The organism is Nonomuraea sp. NPDC050227, from assembly GCF_044459705.1.
GTDB lineage: Bacteria > Actinomycetota > Actinomycetes > Streptosporangiales > Streptosporangiaceae > Nonomuraea.
In genome coordinates this window covers 228,382-244,721 of record NZ_JBITJF010000003.1, presented here as the reverse complement: position 1 = coordinate 244,721, position 16,340 = coordinate 228,382, and the positions used below count along the sequence as shown (strand labels likewise).

The 16,340-nt window shown below is 73.4% G+C and carries 16 protein-coding genes; 8 read left to right on the top strand and 8 right to left on the bottom strand.

Going from position 1 to position 16,340, the window contains the following annotated elements:
- Nucleotides 1-117: 117 nt before the first annotated feature.
- From ACIBK9_RS13530 to ACIBK9_RS13520, 3 genes are read left to right on the top strand one after another with little or no spacing between them, the layout of a single operon-like run.
- Nucleotides 118-795, top strand: a complete 678-nt coding sequence (locus ACIBK9_RS13530) for an FkbM family methyltransferase (protein WP_364335165.1) — start codon at nucleotides 118-120, stop codon at nucleotides 793-795.
- Nucleotides 795-1,559 carry an enoyl-CoA hydratase/isomerase family protein gene (locus ACIBK9_RS13525; RefSeq protein ID WP_397157944.1) on the top strand — a complete coding sequence of 255 codons (765 nt, stop codon included), beginning with the start codon at nucleotides 795-797 and terminating at the stop codon, nucleotides 1,557-1,559. The genes ACIBK9_RS13530 and ACIBK9_RS13525 overlap by 1 nt, the downstream gene beginning before the upstream one ends.
- Nucleotides 1,556-3,211 (top strand): CoA-transferase, encoded by a 1,656-nt coding sequence (locus ACIBK9_RS13520; protein ID WP_397157942.1) that lies wholly within the window; start codon nucleotides 1,556-1,558, stop codon nucleotides 3,209-3,211. Before ACIBK9_RS13525 ends, ACIBK9_RS13520 begins: the two co-directional genes overlap by 4 nt.
- Before the next feature lie 65 nt (nucleotides 3,212-3,276).
- Here the strand turns inward: ACIBK9_RS13520 and ACIBK9_RS13515 are convergent, their stop codons facing one another.
- Both ACIBK9_RS13515 and ACIBK9_RS13510 read right to left on the bottom strand, forming a co-directional pair.
- Nucleotides 3,277-4,512, bottom strand: a complete 1,236-nt coding sequence (locus ACIBK9_RS13515) for a kynureninase (protein WP_397157940.1) — start codon at nucleotides 4,510-4,512, stop codon at nucleotides 3,277-3,279.
- A complete protein-coding gene (locus tag ACIBK9_RS13510; protein ID WP_364335157.1) occupies nucleotides 4,509-5,294 on the bottom strand; it encodes a tryptophan 2,3-dioxygenase family protein in 786 nt (261 codons plus the stop codon). The genes ACIBK9_RS13515 and ACIBK9_RS13510 overlap by 4 nt, the downstream gene beginning before the upstream one ends.
- A gap of 239 nt (nucleotides 5,295-5,533) precedes the next feature.
- Between ACIBK9_RS13510 and ACIBK9_RS13505 the strand changes: the two genes are divergently transcribed.
- Nucleotides 5,534-6,817, top strand: coding sequence for an acyltransferase family protein (locus ACIBK9_RS13505; protein WP_397157938.1), 1,284 nt, complete (start codon nucleotides 5,534-5,536; stop codon nucleotides 6,815-6,817).
- 6 nt (nucleotides 6,818-6,823) lie between these two features.
- Here the strand turns inward: ACIBK9_RS13505 and ACIBK9_RS13500 are convergent, their stop codons facing one another.
- Both ACIBK9_RS13500 and ACIBK9_RS13495 read right to left on the bottom strand, forming a co-directional pair.
- Nucleotides 6,824-7,195: a DoxX family protein gene (locus ACIBK9_RS13500; protein WP_397157936.1), complete on the bottom strand. Its 372-nt coding sequence runs from the start codon at nucleotides 7,193-7,195 to the stop codon at nucleotides 6,824-6,826.
- A gap of 99 nt (nucleotides 7,196-7,294) precedes the next feature.
- Nucleotides 7,295-8,233, bottom strand: a complete 939-nt coding sequence (locus ACIBK9_RS13495) for an NADP-dependent oxidoreductase (protein ID WP_397157934.1) — start codon at nucleotides 8,231-8,233, stop codon at nucleotides 7,295-7,297.
- 100 nt (nucleotides 8,234-8,333) lie between these two features.
- Here ACIBK9_RS13495 and ACIBK9_RS13490 point away from each other — a divergent pair, with 100 nt between their 5' ends.
- Complete coding sequence (locus tag ACIBK9_RS13490) at nucleotides 8,334-9,041, top strand: TetR/AcrR family transcriptional regulator (RefSeq protein WP_397157932.1); 708 nt, start codon at nucleotides 8,334-8,336, stop codon at nucleotides 9,039-9,041.
- A gap of 81 nt (nucleotides 9,042-9,122) precedes the next feature.
- Here ACIBK9_RS13490 and ACIBK9_RS13485 read toward each other — a convergent pair whose 3' ends face one another.
- The 4 genes from ACIBK9_RS13485 to ACIBK9_RS13470 all read right to left on the bottom strand — a co-directional run bounded on the left by ACIBK9_RS13485 (nucleotide 9,123) and on the right by ACIBK9_RS13470 (nucleotide 12,984).
- Nucleotides 9,123-9,575 (bottom strand): DUF1579 family protein, encoded by a 453-nt coding sequence (locus tag ACIBK9_RS13485; RefSeq protein ID WP_352359900.1) that lies wholly within the window; start codon nucleotides 9,573-9,575, stop codon nucleotides 9,123-9,125.
- 61 nt (nucleotides 9,576-9,636) lie between these two features.
- Nucleotides 9,637-10,044, bottom strand: a complete 408-nt coding sequence (locus tag ACIBK9_RS13480; protein ID WP_358295576.1) for a DoxX family protein — start codon at nucleotides 10,042-10,044, stop codon at nucleotides 9,637-9,639.
- A gap of 18 nt (nucleotides 10,045-10,062) precedes the next feature.
- Entirely contained in the window at nucleotides 10,063-11,529 is a 1,467-nt protein-coding gene (locus ACIBK9_RS13475; RefSeq protein ID WP_397157929.1) for a multicopper oxidase family protein, read from the bottom strand.
- Nucleotides 11,530-11,670: 141 nt separating this feature from the next.
- Nucleotides 11,671-12,984 (bottom strand): extracellular solute-binding protein, encoded by a 1,314-nt coding sequence (locus ACIBK9_RS13470; RefSeq protein ID WP_397157927.1) that lies wholly within the window; start codon nucleotides 12,982-12,984, stop codon nucleotides 11,671-11,673.
- A 148-nt stretch (nucleotides 12,985-13,132) separates the two neighbouring features.
- On the opposite strand from ACIBK9_RS13470, the gene ACIBK9_RS13465 reads away from it, so the two are divergent.
- Genes ACIBK9_RS13465 through ACIBK9_RS13455 form a run of 3 tightly spaced genes read left to right on the top strand, consistent with a single transcriptional unit; the run spans nucleotide 13,133 to nucleotide 16,339 of the window.
- Nucleotides 13,133-14,350, top strand: coding sequence for an NAD(P)/FAD-dependent oxidoreductase (locus ACIBK9_RS13465; RefSeq protein WP_397157925.1), 1,218 nt, complete (start codon nucleotides 13,133-13,135; stop codon nucleotides 14,348-14,350).
- Nucleotides 14,351-14,361: 11 nt separating this feature from the next.
- Nucleotides 14,362-16,116, top strand: coding sequence for an amino acid adenylation domain-containing protein (locus ACIBK9_RS13460; protein WP_397157923.1), 1,755 nt, complete (start codon nucleotides 14,362-14,364; stop codon nucleotides 16,114-16,116).
- Nucleotides 16,117-16,126: 10 nt separating this feature from the next.
- Entirely contained in the window at nucleotides 16,127-16,339 is a 213-nt protein-coding gene (locus ACIBK9_RS13455) for an MbtH family protein (protein ID WP_352359912.1), read from the top strand.
- Nucleotide 16,340: the final 1 nt, after the last annotated feature.

Genomic DNA, 16,340 nt, shown 5'->3' with positions numbered 1-16,340 from the left:
ATGCGGGACGGCGGGCGGACGTACCGCGCAATCCACGAGATGCGGCGGCGCGCGGCCGCGACCGACGATGACCACGATGACGCTGCCCTGAGCGGTTCACCGGGAGGAGACGACCAGATGCGCAACCAGACTGTCGCACCGGAGCGGGTGAGCACCCGATGGGAGGATCACCTGCCCGACCTGCTGGACAAGCTGGGATTGCCGGCCGAAGGGGCGATCCAGGTGGGCGCGCACCGGGGCCAGGAGGTGGAGGCGCTCACCAGGTGCGGGTTCCGCCGCCTGGTCATGATGGAGCCCAACGGCGACCACCTGCCCGCGCTGCGCGAGCAGCTCCGGCTGCACCACCTGGCCGCCGGGCTGCCCGAGCCCGAGCACGGCCACCCGGCCCGCGAGGTCGTGGCGGCGTGCGCCGGCCGGGAACGCGGCCAGGCCACGCTCAACGTCACCCCCTACGACAAGCAGTCCAGCATGCTGCCGCCGCTGCTGCCCATGGCCGTCGTCCGGCAGGACGTCGTCCCGGTGATCCCCGTCAGCGAGGTGCAGCACGGCTGCAACGTGCTGGTGGTGGACGCCCAGGGCGCCGAACTGGAGGTGCTCGCCGGGACCGACCTGAGCCGGCTGCGGCTCGCCGTCATCGAGGGCAGCGTGACGGCCCGCTACAGCGGCGGCTCGACCCTCGACAGCATCGCCGAGCACATGACGGCGCACGGCTGGCGCGAGGTGGCCGCCTGGCCGCACCAGCGTCCCGGCGTCGTGGACGTCGCCTGGCTGGCCCCCTGGCCCACCCCGTTCTGATGGACCGGCCGTCGGACGGGGGCCTGGCGTGCGAGCGCCGCGGGGCGGTGGCCGTCCTGCGGCTCGACCGGCCCCGCGTGCGCAACGCGCTCGGGTCCGGGCTGGTCGCGGCGCTCGGCTCCGCGCTGGCCGAACTGGACGACGACCCCGGGGTGCGCGCCGCCGTGCTGACGGGCGCGCCGCCGGGGTTCTGCGCGGGTTCGGACCTGAAGGAGCTGTCCGGGATGACGCGCGAGGGCATGGTGCGGCACGAGGCCGACACCGGGCGCGTGGCCAGGGCCGTCCAGCATCTCGGCATCCCCGTGGTGGCCGCCGTCGAGGGCTTCGCGCTCGGCGGCGGCTTCCTGCTGGCCACCGGCTGCGACGTGGTGGTCACCGCCGAGGACGCCCGCTGGCACCTGCCTGAGGTGCGGCTCGGCTGGGTGCCGCCCTGGGGCATCCAGAGCCTGGCCGCCCGGGTCGGGCCGGTCGCCGCGCGGCGGCTGGTCTGGGGCGACCGCCCGCTGACCGGCCGCGAGCTGCACGGGATCGGCGGCGCCGACGAGCTGGCCGCGCCGGGGGAGGCGCTGGCGTGCGCGCTGGAGGTGGCGGCGGGGCTGGCCGCGCTGCCCCCGCACGCGGTCGCCTCCGCCAAGCGGGCGCTGACCGACGCGGTGAGCGGGCCCGCCGAGACGCTCGACGCGCGCACGGCCTGGATGTTCGGCGCCGACTGCGCCTCCGCCACGGCCCGCGAGAGCCTGGCCCGCTTCGGAGCCCGCCCATGACCGCCCCGGACCAGGGCCCGGACCAGGGCCCGGACCAGGCCCCGGACCAGGCCCCGGATCAGGGCCCTGAGCTGGTCGCGGGCGGCCGGACGGGCAAGGTGTGCGGGGCGGCCGAGGCCGTCGCGCTCATCGAGGACCACCAGGCGGTCGCCAGCACCGGCGTCATCGGCTGGCTCACCCCCGACGCCCTGCTGGCCGCGCTCGGCGAGCGCTTCGCCGCCACCGGCGCCCCGCGCGAGCTGACCTTCTACTTCCCCTGCGCTACCGGGGACGCCGTCGGCATCGGCGGCATGGACCACGTGGCCAGGAAGGGCCTGATGCGCCGCATCGTGTCCGCCTCGTTCATCAACCCCCGCCACCCGGTGACCGGCGCCCGCCCCGCCCTGACCGAGCTGATCCAGAACGACCTCGTCGAGGCGTACAGCTGGCCGATGGGCGCCGCCATGCACTGGCTGCGCGAGGTGGCCCGGCGCGGCCCCGGCTACCTGACCCGGGTCGGCCTCGGCACGTACGCCGACCCCCGGCACGGCGGCGGCAGGTTCACCCGCCTGGCCCAGGAGGACCTGGTGGAGCTGGTCGAGCTGGGCGGCGAGGAGTACCTGTTCTACCCGTCCTGGCCGCTGCACGCCGGACTGGTCCGGGCGAGCGCCGCCGACCCCGACGGCAACCTGTCCTTCGAGGACCAACCGCTGTTCTCCAGCGCGCTGGCGATCGCCCTCGCGGTGAAGGCGTGCGGCGGCACCGTGATCGCGCAGGTGTCGCGGATCGTGCCCGCCGGCTCGTCGCCCGCGCGCGAGATGCGCGTGCCCGGGGCGCTCGTCGACCGGGTCGTCGTGGTTCCGGACGCGCCCATGACCACCGGCGTGCGGCACGACCCCGGCTACCTCCGGCACGTGCCCGACGCCGTCGCGCGGGTGCCGCGGCTGCCGTCCGGCCCGGACAAGGTGATCGCCCGCCGGGTCGCCAGGGAGGTCAGGCCGGGGGAGACCTCGATCTTCGGGTTCGGCGCCTCCTCCGACGCCGTCCTGGCCATGGCCGAGGACGGCCTGCTGGACGGCGGCCGCCTGGACGAGCACCTGTTCACCACCGAGCACGGCTCCTTCGGCGGCATCGTGATGAGCGGCTGGCAGTTCTCGGCGAACTACTCCCCGCGGGCGCTGCTCGACGGGCCCTCGCAGTTCGACTTCATCGACGGCGGCGGCTGCCCGTTCGCCGCGCTCGCCTTCGCCCAGATCGACGCCGAGGGCAACGTGAACGTCAGCCGGTTCGGCGCGGCCAACCCCGGCGCCGGCGGGTTCGTGGACATCGCGCACAACGCCACGCGGCTGGTCTTCGCCGGCACGCTGACCACCGACGGTCTCCGGGTGAGCTGCGCCGACGGCGGGCTGCGGATCCTGGCCGAAGGGCGGGTGCGCAAGCTGGTGCCGCGGGCCGGTCACGTCACGTACCGGCTGGGCGAGGGGGTGCGGCGCGGGCAGTGGGCCCGCGTCGTCACCGAGCGGGCCGTCTTCGACGTCACCGCCGGCGGCCTGGAGCTGGTGGAGCTCGCGCCCGGCGTGGACCTGCGCCGCGACGTGCTCGACCAGATCGGCTTCCCGGTCCGCGTCTCGCCGTCGCTCGTCCCCATGGACCCGGCCCTCTTCCGCCCCTGACCGTCGGCGGGTGCAAGGCCGGGCCGGGGGCGGGTGCCCGGCTGTGGTCCGCCGCCCCCTCTGGTTCACGCCGCTCGCCTCGCCCCGGCCGTCGCCCCGGCCGTCGCGCCGGCCGTCGCGCCGGACGGCAGTGAGCGGATCTCCGCGGCGAGCCGGTCCATGGCCGCGTGCAGCAGCGCGTCCGACAGGTACGGCGCCGGCCCGAGCCGCAGGTACTCGCCCCGGCTGTCGGCCTGCACCCCCCGCGCCGCCAGCCCCGCCCGCAGCCGCCCCGCGTACGGCGAGCGCAGCGCCAGGAACCCGCCGAACTCCTCGGGCGCGGCGTCCAGGTCCCGGCTGACCACGTGCGCGGGCGCGCCGATCTCGTCGAAGCGCGCCGCCAGCAGCCCGCGCTGCCGCAGCGACACCGCCCGCAGCACCTGCGGCGTCAGCCCCTGCGCGGCGAAGAAGTCGAACACCCGGGCCGCCCGGTAGTGGCTCACCGGGTCGTAGGTCGCCCCCGCGAACCGGGCCGCCCCCGCCGGGTAGCCGACCCGGCCGCCCGCCCGCGGGTCCTCGGCCAGCTCGGCGAACTCCGAGTACCACCCGGTCACCACCGGCCGCAGCCGGTCGGCGTGCGCCGGCAGCCGCAGCACGCAGTTGCCCTCCCCGAGCTGCAGGTACTTGTACCCGCCCGCCACCACCCAGGCCGAGTCCAGGCCCGCCGTCGAGAACGGCACCACGCCCAGCGCGTGGTAGGCGTCCACCAGCAGCTCGGCCCCCCGCAGGCGGCAGGCGGCGGCGAGCGCGTCCAGCTCCGGCACGATCCTGGCCGTCTCGAACAGCACCGCCGAGACCAGGACGGCGGCCGTGCGCCCGTCGGCCGCGTCCGCCAGCCGCGCGGCCAGCGTGCCCACCGGCTCCGGCGGGACGACGACCACCTCCACCCCCTCCTCGGCCAGCCGGGCGAGCTGGCGCCGCAACGTGTGGAACTCGCCGCCGGAGGTGACCAGCCGGGGCCGGCCGCGCAGGTCCAGCGCCGACAGGAAGCGCAGCACCAGCTCGTGCGTGCTGGACCCGAGGGCCAGCTCGGCGTACGGGTCGCCGAGGAAGAGCCGGAACCCCTCCCTGACCCGGTCGGCCTTCTTGAACGCGGCGGCCCACTTGTCGTCCACGTCCCTGGCGGCGTCGTCGAACGCCTCGATCTGCCCGGCCAGCGCCACGTCCGGCCAGGCCTGGTGGGAGTGGCCGGTGAGCAGCAGCCGGTCCGCCGCGCGGAAGGCCGAGTAGTGCGGCGCCAGACGTCCCGAGATGTCGTTCATGCCATGCTCCTGACCGCCCACAGGTCCGGGAACGACGGCGTCAGCGAGGCCCGCAGGTACGCCCCGCCGCTGGAGCCGCCGGTGCCCGGCCGGGCGCCGATGGTGCGCTCGACCATCTTCAGGTGCCGGTACCGCCACTCCTGGAGGCATTCGTCCAGGTCCACCAGGCGCTCGCAGAGCTGGGCCGCGCCGGTGTCGTCCCGGTAGACCCGCAGCAGCAGGTCCTGCACCGATTCCGACGGCTCCAGCGGCAGCCGTACGTCGCGGTGCAACCGGTCCTGCGGCACCTCGTAGCCGCGCAGGTACAGGTACGTCAGCAGCGAGTCGTACAGCGTGGGCCTGGCCATCGCCGCCTCGATCCGGGCGCGCGCCGGGGTGCCCTCGGCCTGGCCGAGCAGCATGCGCTCGTCGCGCCGGCCCAGCACCGCCTCGATCTCGCGGAACTGCGCCGACTGGAAGCCGCTGCTGGTGCCCAGCTTGCCGCGGAAGGCGGCGAACTGGAACGGCGTCATCGTCTCCATGACGTCCATCTGGGAGACCGCGAGCCGCATCAGCTTCAAGGACCGGTGCAAAGTCCGCATGGCGTGCGCGGTGAATCCGCCGGCGAGTTCGAGTTGCAGCTCGGCGAATTCGTGCAGCAATTGTTTGAACCACAGCTCGTACACCTGGTGGACGATGATGAACAGGGTCTCGTCATGGCTCTCGGAAACCGGTCGCTGCGCCGTGAGGATCTCCTCCAGCGCCAGGTAGGACGAGTACGTCAGAACGGTGTCTTCTCTCATGGACCCAACGATGCGCGCCCCGGGGAACGGGCGACAGGCCATTTCAGGGCAGCTACCTGCCTCGCCGGGACCGCTTCCTGCAATTCACCGGAAACGCATTTCGGAAGATGTGGAAAAGGCCGTCCGGCGGCACGGGGAATTCAGCACGACACGAGATGCGGCCGCCCGCGGCCCCGCGTGACGATGGCGCCGAGGGGGCGCCGAGCCCCATCAGCGAGCGAACTGCGAGGAAACATGCCATGACCTCACCGGAGATCATCAAGAGGGGCGGCCCCGGCAAACGTGCCCCTCGGCTCGACGGGCTGCGCGGATATCTGGCACTGGGCGTGATCGTGGTGCACGTCGCCTTCGCCGCCGGCGTCATCGGCTTCTACGACAAACCGTCCGTCGGCATCTGGCCCGTGCTGATCCAGGGCCTCAACGTGCTGCTGCCGCCCTTCTTCGTGATGTCCGGCCTGCTGTTGTACCGGCCGTTCGCCAGGGCGACGATCGTCGGCACGCCGCGTCCTGAGCTCAAGGGCTACCTGATCAAGCGCATGCTGCGGATCCTGCCCGCGTACTGGCTGGTGGCCGTGGCGGCGCTGCTGCTGCTCAACCTCAAGAGCGTCGACGGCCTCTGGTACGTGCTCAGCCCCCTGCTGCTCATGCACTACTACGTGCCGGGCCCCGAGGCGGGCTACGCCGGGCTGGAGCCCACCTGGACCGTGCCCGCCGAGGTCACCTTCTACCTGGCGCTGCCCATCCTGGCCTGGATCTTCGACCGGTACGCCAGGAAGGCCGCCGACCCCGGCGCCAAGGCCCGCCGCCTGCTGGTCCCGCTGGGCGTCTTCGTGCTCGTCGGCCTGGCCTGGACCGCGTACACGCACCTGGAGTCGATGGGCCCCTTCCCGTACGAGTACTTCTGGGTGATCGGCTTCACCGGCTTCCTGGCCATCGGCATGGGCCTGGCCATCCTGTCGGCGTACGCGGAGGCCAAGGACACCACGCCCGCCTTCTACCGCCTGGTGGCCCGCCGGCCGCTGCTGTTCTGGCTGGGCGCGGCCGTCGTCTACGTGATCAACTGCATCCGGCCGTTCGGCAAGCCCGGCATGGCCGACTACGCCACCGTGCCCGAGGCGATGGCCGAGATGGTGCTGTTCCTGATCTTCGCGCTGCTGGTCATCGCCCCGGTGGTGGTGCCCGGCGTGCACTCGAAGGTCATCGACGCGGTGCTCACCAACCGTCCGATGCGCTTCTTCGGCCGCATCTCCTACGGCGTCTACCTGTGGCACTTCATCCTGCAGTACCTCTGGCTGCAGAACGGCAGCGTCTTCGGCGCGCCGCCGGTGCCGATGCCGATGGTGATGGGCAAGTCCGGCTTCTGGGAGCTGCTGGCGGTGGTGCTCGTGGGCACGGTCGCCGTCGCGACGGTCAGCTACTACCTGGTCGAGCTGCCCGCGATGCGGCTGCGCGAGCGCCTGGTGGCCCGCCGCGCCGAGACCGAGCCGCGCCGCCCGGCCGAGAGCCCGCGCGTCCCGGTCTAGGGCTGCTCAGAAGGGGTGAGGTCCGAAGCGCCCCCAGGCGACGAACGCGGCCAGCAGGAACAGGATCGCGTTGACGGCGATCGCGCCGGGCTCCTTGCGGCGGACGTGCACGAGCGCGGCCGGCACCATCACCACGGCCAGGCCGGCCGCGGCCAGCGGGGTCAGGGCGGGCGCGACGCCGGTGACCGTGGGCAGGATCAGCCCGAGCGCGCCGGCCAGCTCGGTGAGGCCGATGAGACGGACGGCGCCGGCGGAGAAATCCTCGGCCCAGGGCAGCCTGGGCTCCAGCTTCTCCTTGGGCTGGGTGGACTTGACCAGTCCGGCGAGCCCGAACAGGAGGGCCAGCACGGCCTGCACGATCCACAGGGCGATGTTCATCACGGGTTCCTTCGCGGAAGGGGGGGGTGGCCGGGGCGAGGGGCCCCGGCGTGGCCGGTCGAGGGGTGAGGACGGTCCCGGGCCTTCAGGCCGGGGACGTCAGGAGCACGCGATGGCGATCTTGCCGAGGGTGCCCGCGCGGAAGGCGGCGAACGCCTCGGGGGCCTGCTCCAGCGGGTAGGTGGCGGTGACCGGCACGCGCAGCGCACCGGCCGCGACCCGGGCGGCCAGCTCGCTCAGGGTCCGCGGGTTCGGGTCGGCCATGACAGTGTGCACGGTGACCGCGCCCCCCTGGACGGCGTCCTGGGTCAGGCCGAGGGTCGAGGCGAGCCGGCCGCCGCCGCGCAGCAGTCCCGCCAGCTCGGCGCCGTCACCCGCCAGGTGCAGCACGGCGTCCACGCCCGCCGGGGCCAGCGCGCGGACCTGGGCGGGCAGGTCGCCGCCGTGGTCGACGAGCTCGACCTCGGCGGCGGTGAGCCCGGTGACGAAGTCGGCCTCGGCGCCGGGACGGGCGGTGGCGATCACCCGGGCGCCGCGGGCGGCGGCCAGCTGCACGGCCAGCGCGCCCACGCCGCCGGTGGCGCCGGAGATCAGCACCGTCTCGCCCTCGGTCAGGGCCACGGCGTCGAGGCTGTCCAGCGCCGCGGTGCCGGCCAGGCCCAGCGCGCCCGCCTCCGCGGCGGCCAGACCCTGGGGGAGCGGGGCGATGCCGTAACCGGCGGACACGGTCACGTACTCGGCCATCGAGCCGGGGCCGAGGAACGGCTTCATCACCACGCCGAAGACCGGCTGCCCGACGGCGAAGCCCTCGGCGCCTTCGCCGAGCGCCTCGACGGTGCCGACGAAGTCCTTGCCCACCACCAGCGGGAACCGGTGCTCCATCATCTGCTGCAGATAGCCGGCGGCCACGGCCAGATCGAAGCCGTTGACCGCAGCGCCGGTGACCTTCACCAGCACCTCGCCGGCCTCCGGCCGGGGGACGGGCAGGTCGGCCAGGGCCGGGTCGGCGGGGACGGAGTTCAGCATGACAGCACGCATGAGCTGCACCTCTCAGAAAAGTGGAACGGGCTACCCGTTTCGTGCTGCCCAGCGTAACAAGAAAAATGGGTAGGTCGTTCCACTTGGGTAGGATGGAGGCATGGATCATCCCGCCGACGCCTCCGCACCCTCCGGCGAGCAGCCCGGGCCGGGCCTGCGCGCCGACGCCGAACGCAACCGCGAACGCATCGTGGCCACCGCCCGCCGCCTGTACGCCAGCCACGGCCTCGGCGTCTCCATGGCCTGCATCGCCCGTGCCGCCGGGGTCGGCAAGGCCACCCTGTCGCGCCGCTTCGCCACCCGCGAGGAGCTCATCAACGCCGTCTTCGCCGACCGCATGGACGCCTACGCCGCCGCCGTCGCCGAGGCGCTGGCCGACCCCGACCCCTGGCACGGCTTCGTCGGCTACGTCCAGGCCGTGTGCGCCATGCAGGCCGCCGACCGCGGCTTCGCCGACGTGCTGGCCATGACGTTCCCCGCGGCCAAGGCGCTGGAGAAGCGCCGGGCCGCGGCCTACCAGGGCTTCCTCGACCTCATCGAGCGCGCCAAGGCCACCGGCCGGCTGCGGGCGGACTTCACCGACCAGGACATGGTCATCCTGCTGATGGCCAACGCCGGTGTCATCGCCGCCACCGGGGACGCCGCCCCGGACACCTGGCGCCGCCTCGTCGGCCAGATGCTGCGCGCCTACGCCGCCCCCGGCGCCGACCTGCCCCCGCTGGAGCCGACCCCCGCGCCCACCGCCCTGTACCGCGCCATGGTCCGCCTCACCCGCCCCGCCCCCGGCCCCGGCGACGACCTGGGATGAGCAGGCGACCGGCGTCAGCCGGGACGGGGGGCGGTGGCCGGGCCGCGGGGGCCCGTCCCGGTCGTCACGAGGTCTGTCCGGCTAGCCCGCCCGGGTCATGGTGGCCTCGTAGCCGCCGCCCGGCCACTCCCACCGGCCGCTGATGGTCCGGCCGTCCTCGCTGAAGGCGCCGCTGAACCCGGCCGGCGAGCCCTCCGCGCCGAACCAGATGTTGAGGTCGCGCCCGTCCAGCTTCCACACGTAGACGAAGTTGTTGCCGGTGCTGTCGAAGTAGTGCGAGCGCAGCGCGCCGCTCTCCGGGTCGTGGCCGATGTACTCCACGCCGGTCATCGTGCCGCCGCCGTGGCTCATCTCGACGCGCTGGACGAGGAAGAAGCCGCCGTCCATCCACTCGAAGACGAGCCGGCCGCCGGTCGCCTCGCCGGTGCCGAAGTCCTTGCCCGTCATCTCCCACGTGCCGACCAGCGGCTGCAGGGTCTGCAGCGAGGGGTCGGGGGTGGGCAGCTGGTTCTGCGGGTTGGCGGTCTCGGTCATGTTCCCTCCACGGGACAGGTCGATGCCCGGTACGCCGATCGCGTACCGGGCGGGGGTGAGCTCACTTGGCGCCGAAGAACGCCTTGACGCGGGACCAGCGGCCCCAGACGACCAGTGCCAGGACGACCAGCAGGACGGCCTCGATCACGGGGACGCCGCCCAGCACGATCGCGTTGGTGCCGGCCGCGCCGATCATCAGGCCGATCAGCGCCAGCGCGGCCACGCCGCTCAGACGCGGGATCAGCAGCCCGATCGCGCCGGCGATCTCCAGCACGCCGACCACGTAGCGGAACCACTGGCCGGCGCCGATGTCGTCGAACATGGCGACCATGGTCGGGTCGCCGGCGAGCTTGAGCACGCCGCCCAGGCCGACCTGGAACGCCAGAAGGACCTGGGCGACCCAGAGGGCGATGTTGACGCCGCGGCCGGTGGACCGGCCGACGGCGGTCGTGCTGTTCGTGGTGCTCATGCAGTCCTCCTTGAGGAACTAGTTGATGATCTCCATCTGGCCCATCATCCCGATGGCCGAGTGCTCCAACATGTGACAGTGGTAGACGTATCGCCCCAGGTAGTCGCCGAAGCTGGCCTGGAAGCGCACGGTCTCGCCCGGCTGGATGAGCACCGTGTCCTTCCATCCCGCCTCGCCCGGCTGCGGCGGCGTGCCGTCGCGGTCCAGGATCCGGAACTGGGCGAGGTGGGTGTGGAAGTTGTGCGGGACGCCGAAGCCCGAGCCCCCGACGTTGGTGTCGGAGTTGGTGACCTCCCAGACCTCGCTGGTTCCCCGCTTGACCTGCATGTCCACCCGGTTGGCGTCGAACGCCTGATTGTTGATCAGGGCCTGGATGTTGACCGGGTCCAGGCTGAGGGTGAGCTGCCGGGTCTGCGTGGCCGCGGCCAGCGGGACCATCGCGCGCAACTGGCTGGGCACGCGGCTGCGGTCGACGGCCGGCCGTACGACGTCGAAGCGGAGCACGGACCCGCTGACGTCCTCCAGGGTGATCTGCGTGCCCAGCGGGAACGCGCCGAAGTCGATCACGACCTCGGCCCGCTCGCCCGAGGAGAGCACCAGCTTGGACGTCGGCACCGGCGCCGCCAGCAGGCCGCAGTCGGTGGCGATCTGCGTCATCTGGGCGCCGTTGCTCAGCGACAGCTCGAAGATCCGGTGCGTGGAGCCGTTGAGCAGGCGCAGCCGGTACTTGCGGGCCGCGACCTTGAAGTACGGCTGGGCCTTGCCGTTGGCGATCAGCGTCGGCCGGTTGTAGGGGTCGGCCGGGTCGAAGACGAGCCCGCCCTGGTCGTCGAAGAGCGCGTCGCGCAGCAGGATGGGCACGTCGTAGGCCCCGGACGGCAGGCCGAGCTGCTGCTCGTCGGCGCCCTCGACCAGGTAGAAGCCGTGCATGCCGCGGTAGACGTGCTCGGCCTCCATGTGGTGGGTGTGGTCGTGATACCACAGCGTGGCGCCGGCCTGGGCGTTCGGGTAGTCGTAGGTCTTCGACTTGCCGTCGGCGATCAGGTCCATCGGGTACCCGTCGCTGGCCGCCGGCACGCGGCCGCCGTGCAGGTGCACGTTCGCCTCGTGGCCGAGCCTGTTGTCGAAGGTGACCAGCGCCCTGCGGCCCTGCCGGGCGCGGATGGTGGGGGCGGTGAACTGGCCGCCGTACGTCAGCACGGGCGTGCTCACGCCCGGCAGGATCTCGGTGGTCGCCTGCTGGATGGACAGCCGGTAGAAGTCGATGCCCGGCAGGCTGGCCACGGGTGCCAGCACCGGGGGCACCGGCATCGCGACGCTGAAGGGCGTCGCGGTGGCGCCGGTGCGGACCGCGGGGACCCGGCCCCCGTGGTCGTGCATGCGCATCATGTGCTGTTGCTGCGCCTGCTGTTCCGGCTCGCCGAACAGCCCGCGGGACACCGGGGTGAGCGCGGCGCCTCCTGCCAGGCCACCGAGAACGATCAAGCGCCGTCGGCTTAACATACGGGAACTCCCATCGCCATGTCCGAGCGTGGCATCGCCCGCCGGCACGGTCTTCTTCTGAAGTGCTCACTTCACGGGCGGATGCCGTGGGAGCGGTGCCGCCGCCCGGAAGGCGGCGGTGGTTCAGCCCACCGACAGGCGGCGCGGGGTGCGCCCGTCCAGGCAGTCGGCGTTGTAGGCGTCGAGCAGGCTCTGAGCCCGCTGGGACGCGTCGGCGAAGCAGTCGTCGGGGTCGGCGCCGTCCAGCACCCGGGCCATGGCCTGCGTCATCAGGTCCTGGATCCCGGCGAAGTCCCCGAGCACCGCGCCCAGCGCGGCGGGGGAGCCGTCGGCCGCGCGCAGCTGGGCGGTCGCGGCCCGGTGCACCGGGTGCCGGTCGAACCAGCCCTCCTGCTCCAGCAGGCCGGCCGCGGCCCCGGTGACCGGCAGGAAACCGGCCTCCCGGTGCCACCGCGCCGCGTTGCCCGCGCTGAGCAGGTGCTGGACGAACGCCAGCGCGCCGTCCCGCCGCTCCGGCGGCAGCCCGTCGGTCAGCCAGAGCGCCTGGCCGGAGACCAGGTGCCCGGCGCGCGGCAGGCTCTCGTTGTGCGGCAGCGGGCTCGCCGTCACCTCGAACCCGGACTCCCGTCCGCGCTCGGCGATCATGCCGGCCACCACCGAGGACGCGATCGTGAACGCCACCCGCTGCCCCAGGAACGCCCCCAGCGCCGGACCCCAGTCACCGGGCTCGCCCGCGCGCAGGTAGTGGCCCTCGGCGTGCAGGCGCCGCCACCAGGCGGCGTAGGCCAGCAGCTCCTTGGAGGCCAGGTCCACCCGTCCGGCGCGGCCGGCGCGGCCGTTGTCGTGGTCGGCCAGCAGGCCGCCCTGCCCGGCGACGGCCTGCTGGAACAGCCAGCCGTGGTTGGCCCAGGAGACGCCGTGCGGCGGGCCGCCGGGCAGCGCCCGCACGGCGGCGCAGGCGCGCTCCAGCTCCTCCCAGGTGCGCGGCGGCGCGTCGATCCCGGCCGCGCGGAGCAGGGTGGCGTTGGTGAGCAGCACCGCCGTGGTCGCCGTCGCGGGCGCGGCGACGAGCTCGCCGCGGTAGGTGTAGTGGCCGCGGACGGCCGGTTCGAGGTCGGCGAGCACGACCGGCTCGCCGAGGATCTCCGAGCGTCCCCCGACGGCGCGCTCGATCGGCGTGAACAGCGGCGCGCCGGAACGCGCCCGGGTGTCCAGCGCGAGCCGGGTGGCCGTGGCGTAGTACTCCGCCAGGTCCGGCGGCTCGCCCCGGCCGGCCGCGCGGGCCACCTCGGCGGGCAGCTCGCGGAAGCCGTGCCCGGTGATCTCGATCCGGAGGTCCGGGTGCGCGGCCTCGAAGTCGGCGGCCATCCTCCTGATCGGGCCCAGGTAGTCCGGCAGGGGATGCTCGGCGATCCAGACGCTGATGACCGTTCTCATTCGCCTCATGATGAACGCGGCCACCCTGCCGCACATCTTGTGAAATGCGGTGTTTCGGGAGCTCAGACAGCAATTCAAAGGATGTGGGCCCCGCGACGTGAATGTGACCCTGACTGCGAGTCGCAGAGCGGCGAAACGGAGGAGCACGGTGATCAACACTCATGACGAGTTCGACGTTGTCGTGATCGGCGGAGGCCCTGGCGGCTCGGGTACGGCGGGTTTGCTGGCCCAGCGCGGGCACCGGGTTCTGGTGCTGGAGCGGGAGAAGTTCCCGCGCTACCACATCGGCGAGTCGCTGATCACGGGGTCCATGCCCACGCTGGAGGAGCTGGGACTGAAGGAGCGGCTCGACCAGATGGGGTTCGTCAAGAAGTACGGCGGCACCCTGTTGTGGGGCAGGAACCAGGGCACCTGGGACTTCCGCTTCGCCGAGGCGTCCAACTACGAGTACGCCTACCAGGTGCGCCGCGCCGACTTCGACTCCCTCCTACTGGCCAGGGCCAGGGAGCTGGGCGCGACGGTGTTCGAGGAGGCCACGGTCAAGGACCTGGTGTTCGACGGCGACCGCGTCACCGGCGTCACGTACACGGTGAAGGGCGACGCCGAGCAGCGCACCGCCCGCTGCCGCCTGCTGATCGACGCCACCGGGCAGCAGCACCTGCTGGCCCGCCGCTTCGACCTCATCGAGTACCACGACGACCTGCGCAACATCGCGGTCTGGTCGTACTGGCAGGGCTGCAAGCGCTACGGCGGCACGCGCTTCGGCGACACCGTCACCGAGAACCGCCCCGCGGGCTGGTTCTGGTTCATCCCCCTGCACGACGGCACGGTGAGCGTCGGCTACGTCACCCCCATCGAGGAGTACAAGAAGTCCGGCAAGAGCCTGGAGGACCTGTACGCCTCGGAGCTGGCCGCCGCCGAGGAGGTGCGGGCCCTGACCGAGGGCGCCACCCGGGTCAGCGGCTTCCGCAGCATCCGCGACTGGTCCTACACCTGCACCCGCTTCCACGGGCCCGGCTGGGCCCTGGTGGGCGACGCGGCGGCCTTCATCGACCCGCTGCTGTCCACCGGCGTCGGCCTGGCGCTGCGCGGCGCCCACGGGCTGGCCGGCGCGGTGGACGAGATCCTCGCCGACCCGGCCTCGGAGGAGGCCGTGCTGGCGCGCTACGAGAAGGACTACCGCGAGTTCCTGAACTCCCTGCTGGACTTCGTGCGCTTCTTCTACGACCGCACCAAGCACAAGGAGGAGTACTGGGACAGGGCGCAGAAGACCCTCGACCCCAGCAAGCTCCGCCCCCGCAAGATCGACTTCGCCACGATGCTCTCGGGCGTCTCCGGCATCCACGCCATCTTCCACGACGACTGAGGAACCCGTTGATGTCGCCTACAACTGTGCACGGACACGTCGCCGAGCAGGCCAGGCGCACGCCCGACGCGGTCGCGGTGTCGGCGGGCCCGGTGCGGCTGACCTACCGGGAGCTCGACGAGCGGGCCAACCGCCTCGCCCACCGCCTGCGCGGGCTCGGCGCCGGCCCCGAGACGCCGGTCGCGGTGCTGATGGAGCGCTCGGCCGAGCTGGTCGTCACGCTCCTCGCGATCCTCAAGACGGGCGGCTGCTACCTGCCCGTCCACAGCGCCTACCCGGCCGACCGCCGGCAGTGGATCGTCGACTCCTCCGGGACGCCCGTCCTGGTCGCCGACCGCGCCAAGGCCGCCGCGGGCCTGCCGTCGGCCCCCGCGACGCTGCTGGCCGACGACGACCCCGCCACCGCGGCGCAACCGGCCACGGCGCCGGACGTCGCCGCCGGCCCGGACGACCTGGCCTACGTCATCTACACCTCGGGCTCGACCGGGCACCCCAAGGGCGTCGCGGTCACCCACTGGGACGTGCTGGGCCTGGCCCTCGACCCCTGCTGGGACACCGGCGCCCACGAGCGCGTCCTGATGGTCGCGCCGTACGCCTTCAACGTCTCGACGTACGAGCTGTGGGTGCCGCTGCTGCACGGCGGCACGATCGTCGTGGCGCCGCCCGGCGAGCCGGACCTCGACACCCTGCGCCGGCTGATCCGCGAGGAGCGGATCACCGGGCTGCACCTGACCGCCGGACTGTTCCGCGTCGTGGCCGAGGAGGGGGCGGACTGCCTGGCCGGCGTCCGCGAGGTGCTCACCGGCGGCGACGTGATCGTGCCCGCCGCCGTCCGCCAGGTGCTGGCCGCCTGCCCGGGGACGACTGTGCGGGCCATGTACGGCGCGACCGAGGTGACCCTGTTCTCCACCCACGCGCCCCTGACCGCCGGCACCGAGCTGGGCACCACCGTGCCGGTCGGCGGCCCGATGCGGGACGTGCGGCTCTACGTGCTCGACGACCGCCTCAGCCCGGTCCCCGGCGACCTGGAGGGCGAGCTGTACATCGCGGGCAGGGGAGTGGCCCGGGGCTACTACGGCCGTCCCGACCTGACCGCCGAGCGCTTCGTCGCCGACCCGTTCGGCGGGCCCGGCGAGCGCATGTACCGCACCGGCGACCTGGTCCGGCGCAACGACGACGGGCAGATCGAGTTCATCGGGCGGGCCGGCGACCAGGTCAAGATCCTCGGCTTCCGGGTGGAGCTGGCCGAGGTGGAGGCCGTGCTGGCCGGCTATCCCGGGCTGGCGCACGTCGCCGTCGTGGCCGGGCAGTCGCGGCAGGGCGACAAACGCCTGGTCGCCTACGTCGTGCCGGCCGCCGAGGCCCCCGACCCCGCCGCGCTGCGCGCCCACGTGCGCACGTCGCTGCCGGACTACATGGTGCCCACCGCGTTCGTCGTGCTGGACGCGCTGCCCCTGACCGCCAACGGCAAAGTGGACCGCGCGGCCCTGCCCGACCCCGACACCGAGCCCGGCTCGGCCTACCGCGCGCCGCAGAACCCCCGCCAGGAGGTCCTGTGCACGGTGTTCGCCGAGGTGTTCGGCGTCGAGCGGGTCGGCGTGGACGACAGCATCTTCGACCTGGACGTCCAGTCGCTGCTGGCGATGCGGCTGGTCAGCCGGATCCGCGCGGCGCTCGGCGTGAACCTGTCCATCGGCGACCTGTTCGACGCGGCGACCGTGGCCGGCCTGGACGAATGGCTAGAGGCCGGCGCGCGCACCCAGTGAGAGGGACGAGATGAGCAACCCATTCGACGACCGGGACGCGGCCTTCCGCGTGCTGGTGAACCACGAGGGCCGGCACTGCCTGTGGCCCGCCTTCGCCGACGTGCCCGCGGGATGGGAGGTCGCCTTCGGCCCCGCCGTCCGCGACGCCTGCACCGAGTACGTCACCGCCCACTGGACGGACCTGCGCCCGCGCGGTCTCGCCGCCCGGACGGACGCCGGATAGC

Excerpts from the sequence above, each read along its gene's own strand:
- ACIBK9_RS13530 (WP_364335165.1), top strand. The coding sequence starts at position 118 with ATGCGCAACCAGACTGTCGCACCGGAGCGGGTGAGCACCCGATGGGAG.
- ACIBK9_RS13525 (WP_397157944.1), top strand. The coding sequence starts at position 795 with ATGGACCGGCCGTCGGACGGGGGCCTGGCGTGCGAGCGCCGCGGGGCG.
- ACIBK9_RS13520 (WP_397157942.1), top strand. The coding sequence starts at position 1,556 with ATGACCGCCCCGGACCAGGGCCCGGACCAGGGCCCGGACCAGGCCCCG.
- ACIBK9_RS13515 (WP_397157940.1), bottom strand. The coding sequence starts at position 4,512 with ATGAACGACATCTCGGGACGTCTGGCGCCGCACTACTCGGCCTTCCGC.
- ACIBK9_RS13510 (WP_364335157.1), bottom strand. The coding sequence starts at position 5,294 with ATGAGAGAAGACACCGTTCTGACGTACTCGTCCTACCTGGCGCTGGAG.
- ACIBK9_RS13505 (WP_397157938.1), top strand. The coding sequence starts at position 5,534 with ATGACCTCACCGGAGATCATCAAGAGGGGCGGCCCCGGCAAACGTGCC.
- ACIBK9_RS13500 (WP_397157936.1), bottom strand. The coding sequence starts at position 7,195 with ATGAACATCGCCCTGTGGATCGTGCAGGCCGTGCTGGCCCTCCTGTTC.
- ACIBK9_RS13495 (WP_397157934.1), bottom strand. The coding sequence starts at position 8,233 with ATGCGTGCTGTCATGCTGAACTCCGTCCCCGCCGACCCGGCCCTGGCC.
- ACIBK9_RS13490 (WP_397157932.1), top strand. The coding sequence starts at position 8,334 with ATGGATCATCCCGCCGACGCCTCCGCACCCTCCGGCGAGCAGCCCGGG.
- ACIBK9_RS13485 (WP_352359900.1), bottom strand. The coding sequence starts at position 9,575 with ATGACCGAGACCGCCAACCCGCAGAACCAGCTGCCCACCCCCGACCCC.
- ACIBK9_RS13480 (WP_358295576.1), bottom strand. The coding sequence starts at position 10,044 with ATGAGCACCACGAACAGCACGACCGCCGTCGGCCGGTCCACCGGCCGC.
- ACIBK9_RS13470 (WP_397157927.1), bottom strand. The coding sequence starts at position 12,984 with ATGAGAACGGTCATCAGCGTCTGGATCGCCGAGCATCCCCTGCCGGAC.
- ACIBK9_RS13460 (WP_397157923.1), top strand. The coding sequence starts at position 14,362 with ATGTCGCCTACAACTGTGCACGGACACGTCGCCGAGCAGGCCAGGCGC.
- ACIBK9_RS13455 (WP_352359912.1), top strand. The coding sequence starts at position 16,127 with ATGAGCAACCCATTCGACGACCGGGACGCGGCCTTCCGCGTGCTGGTG.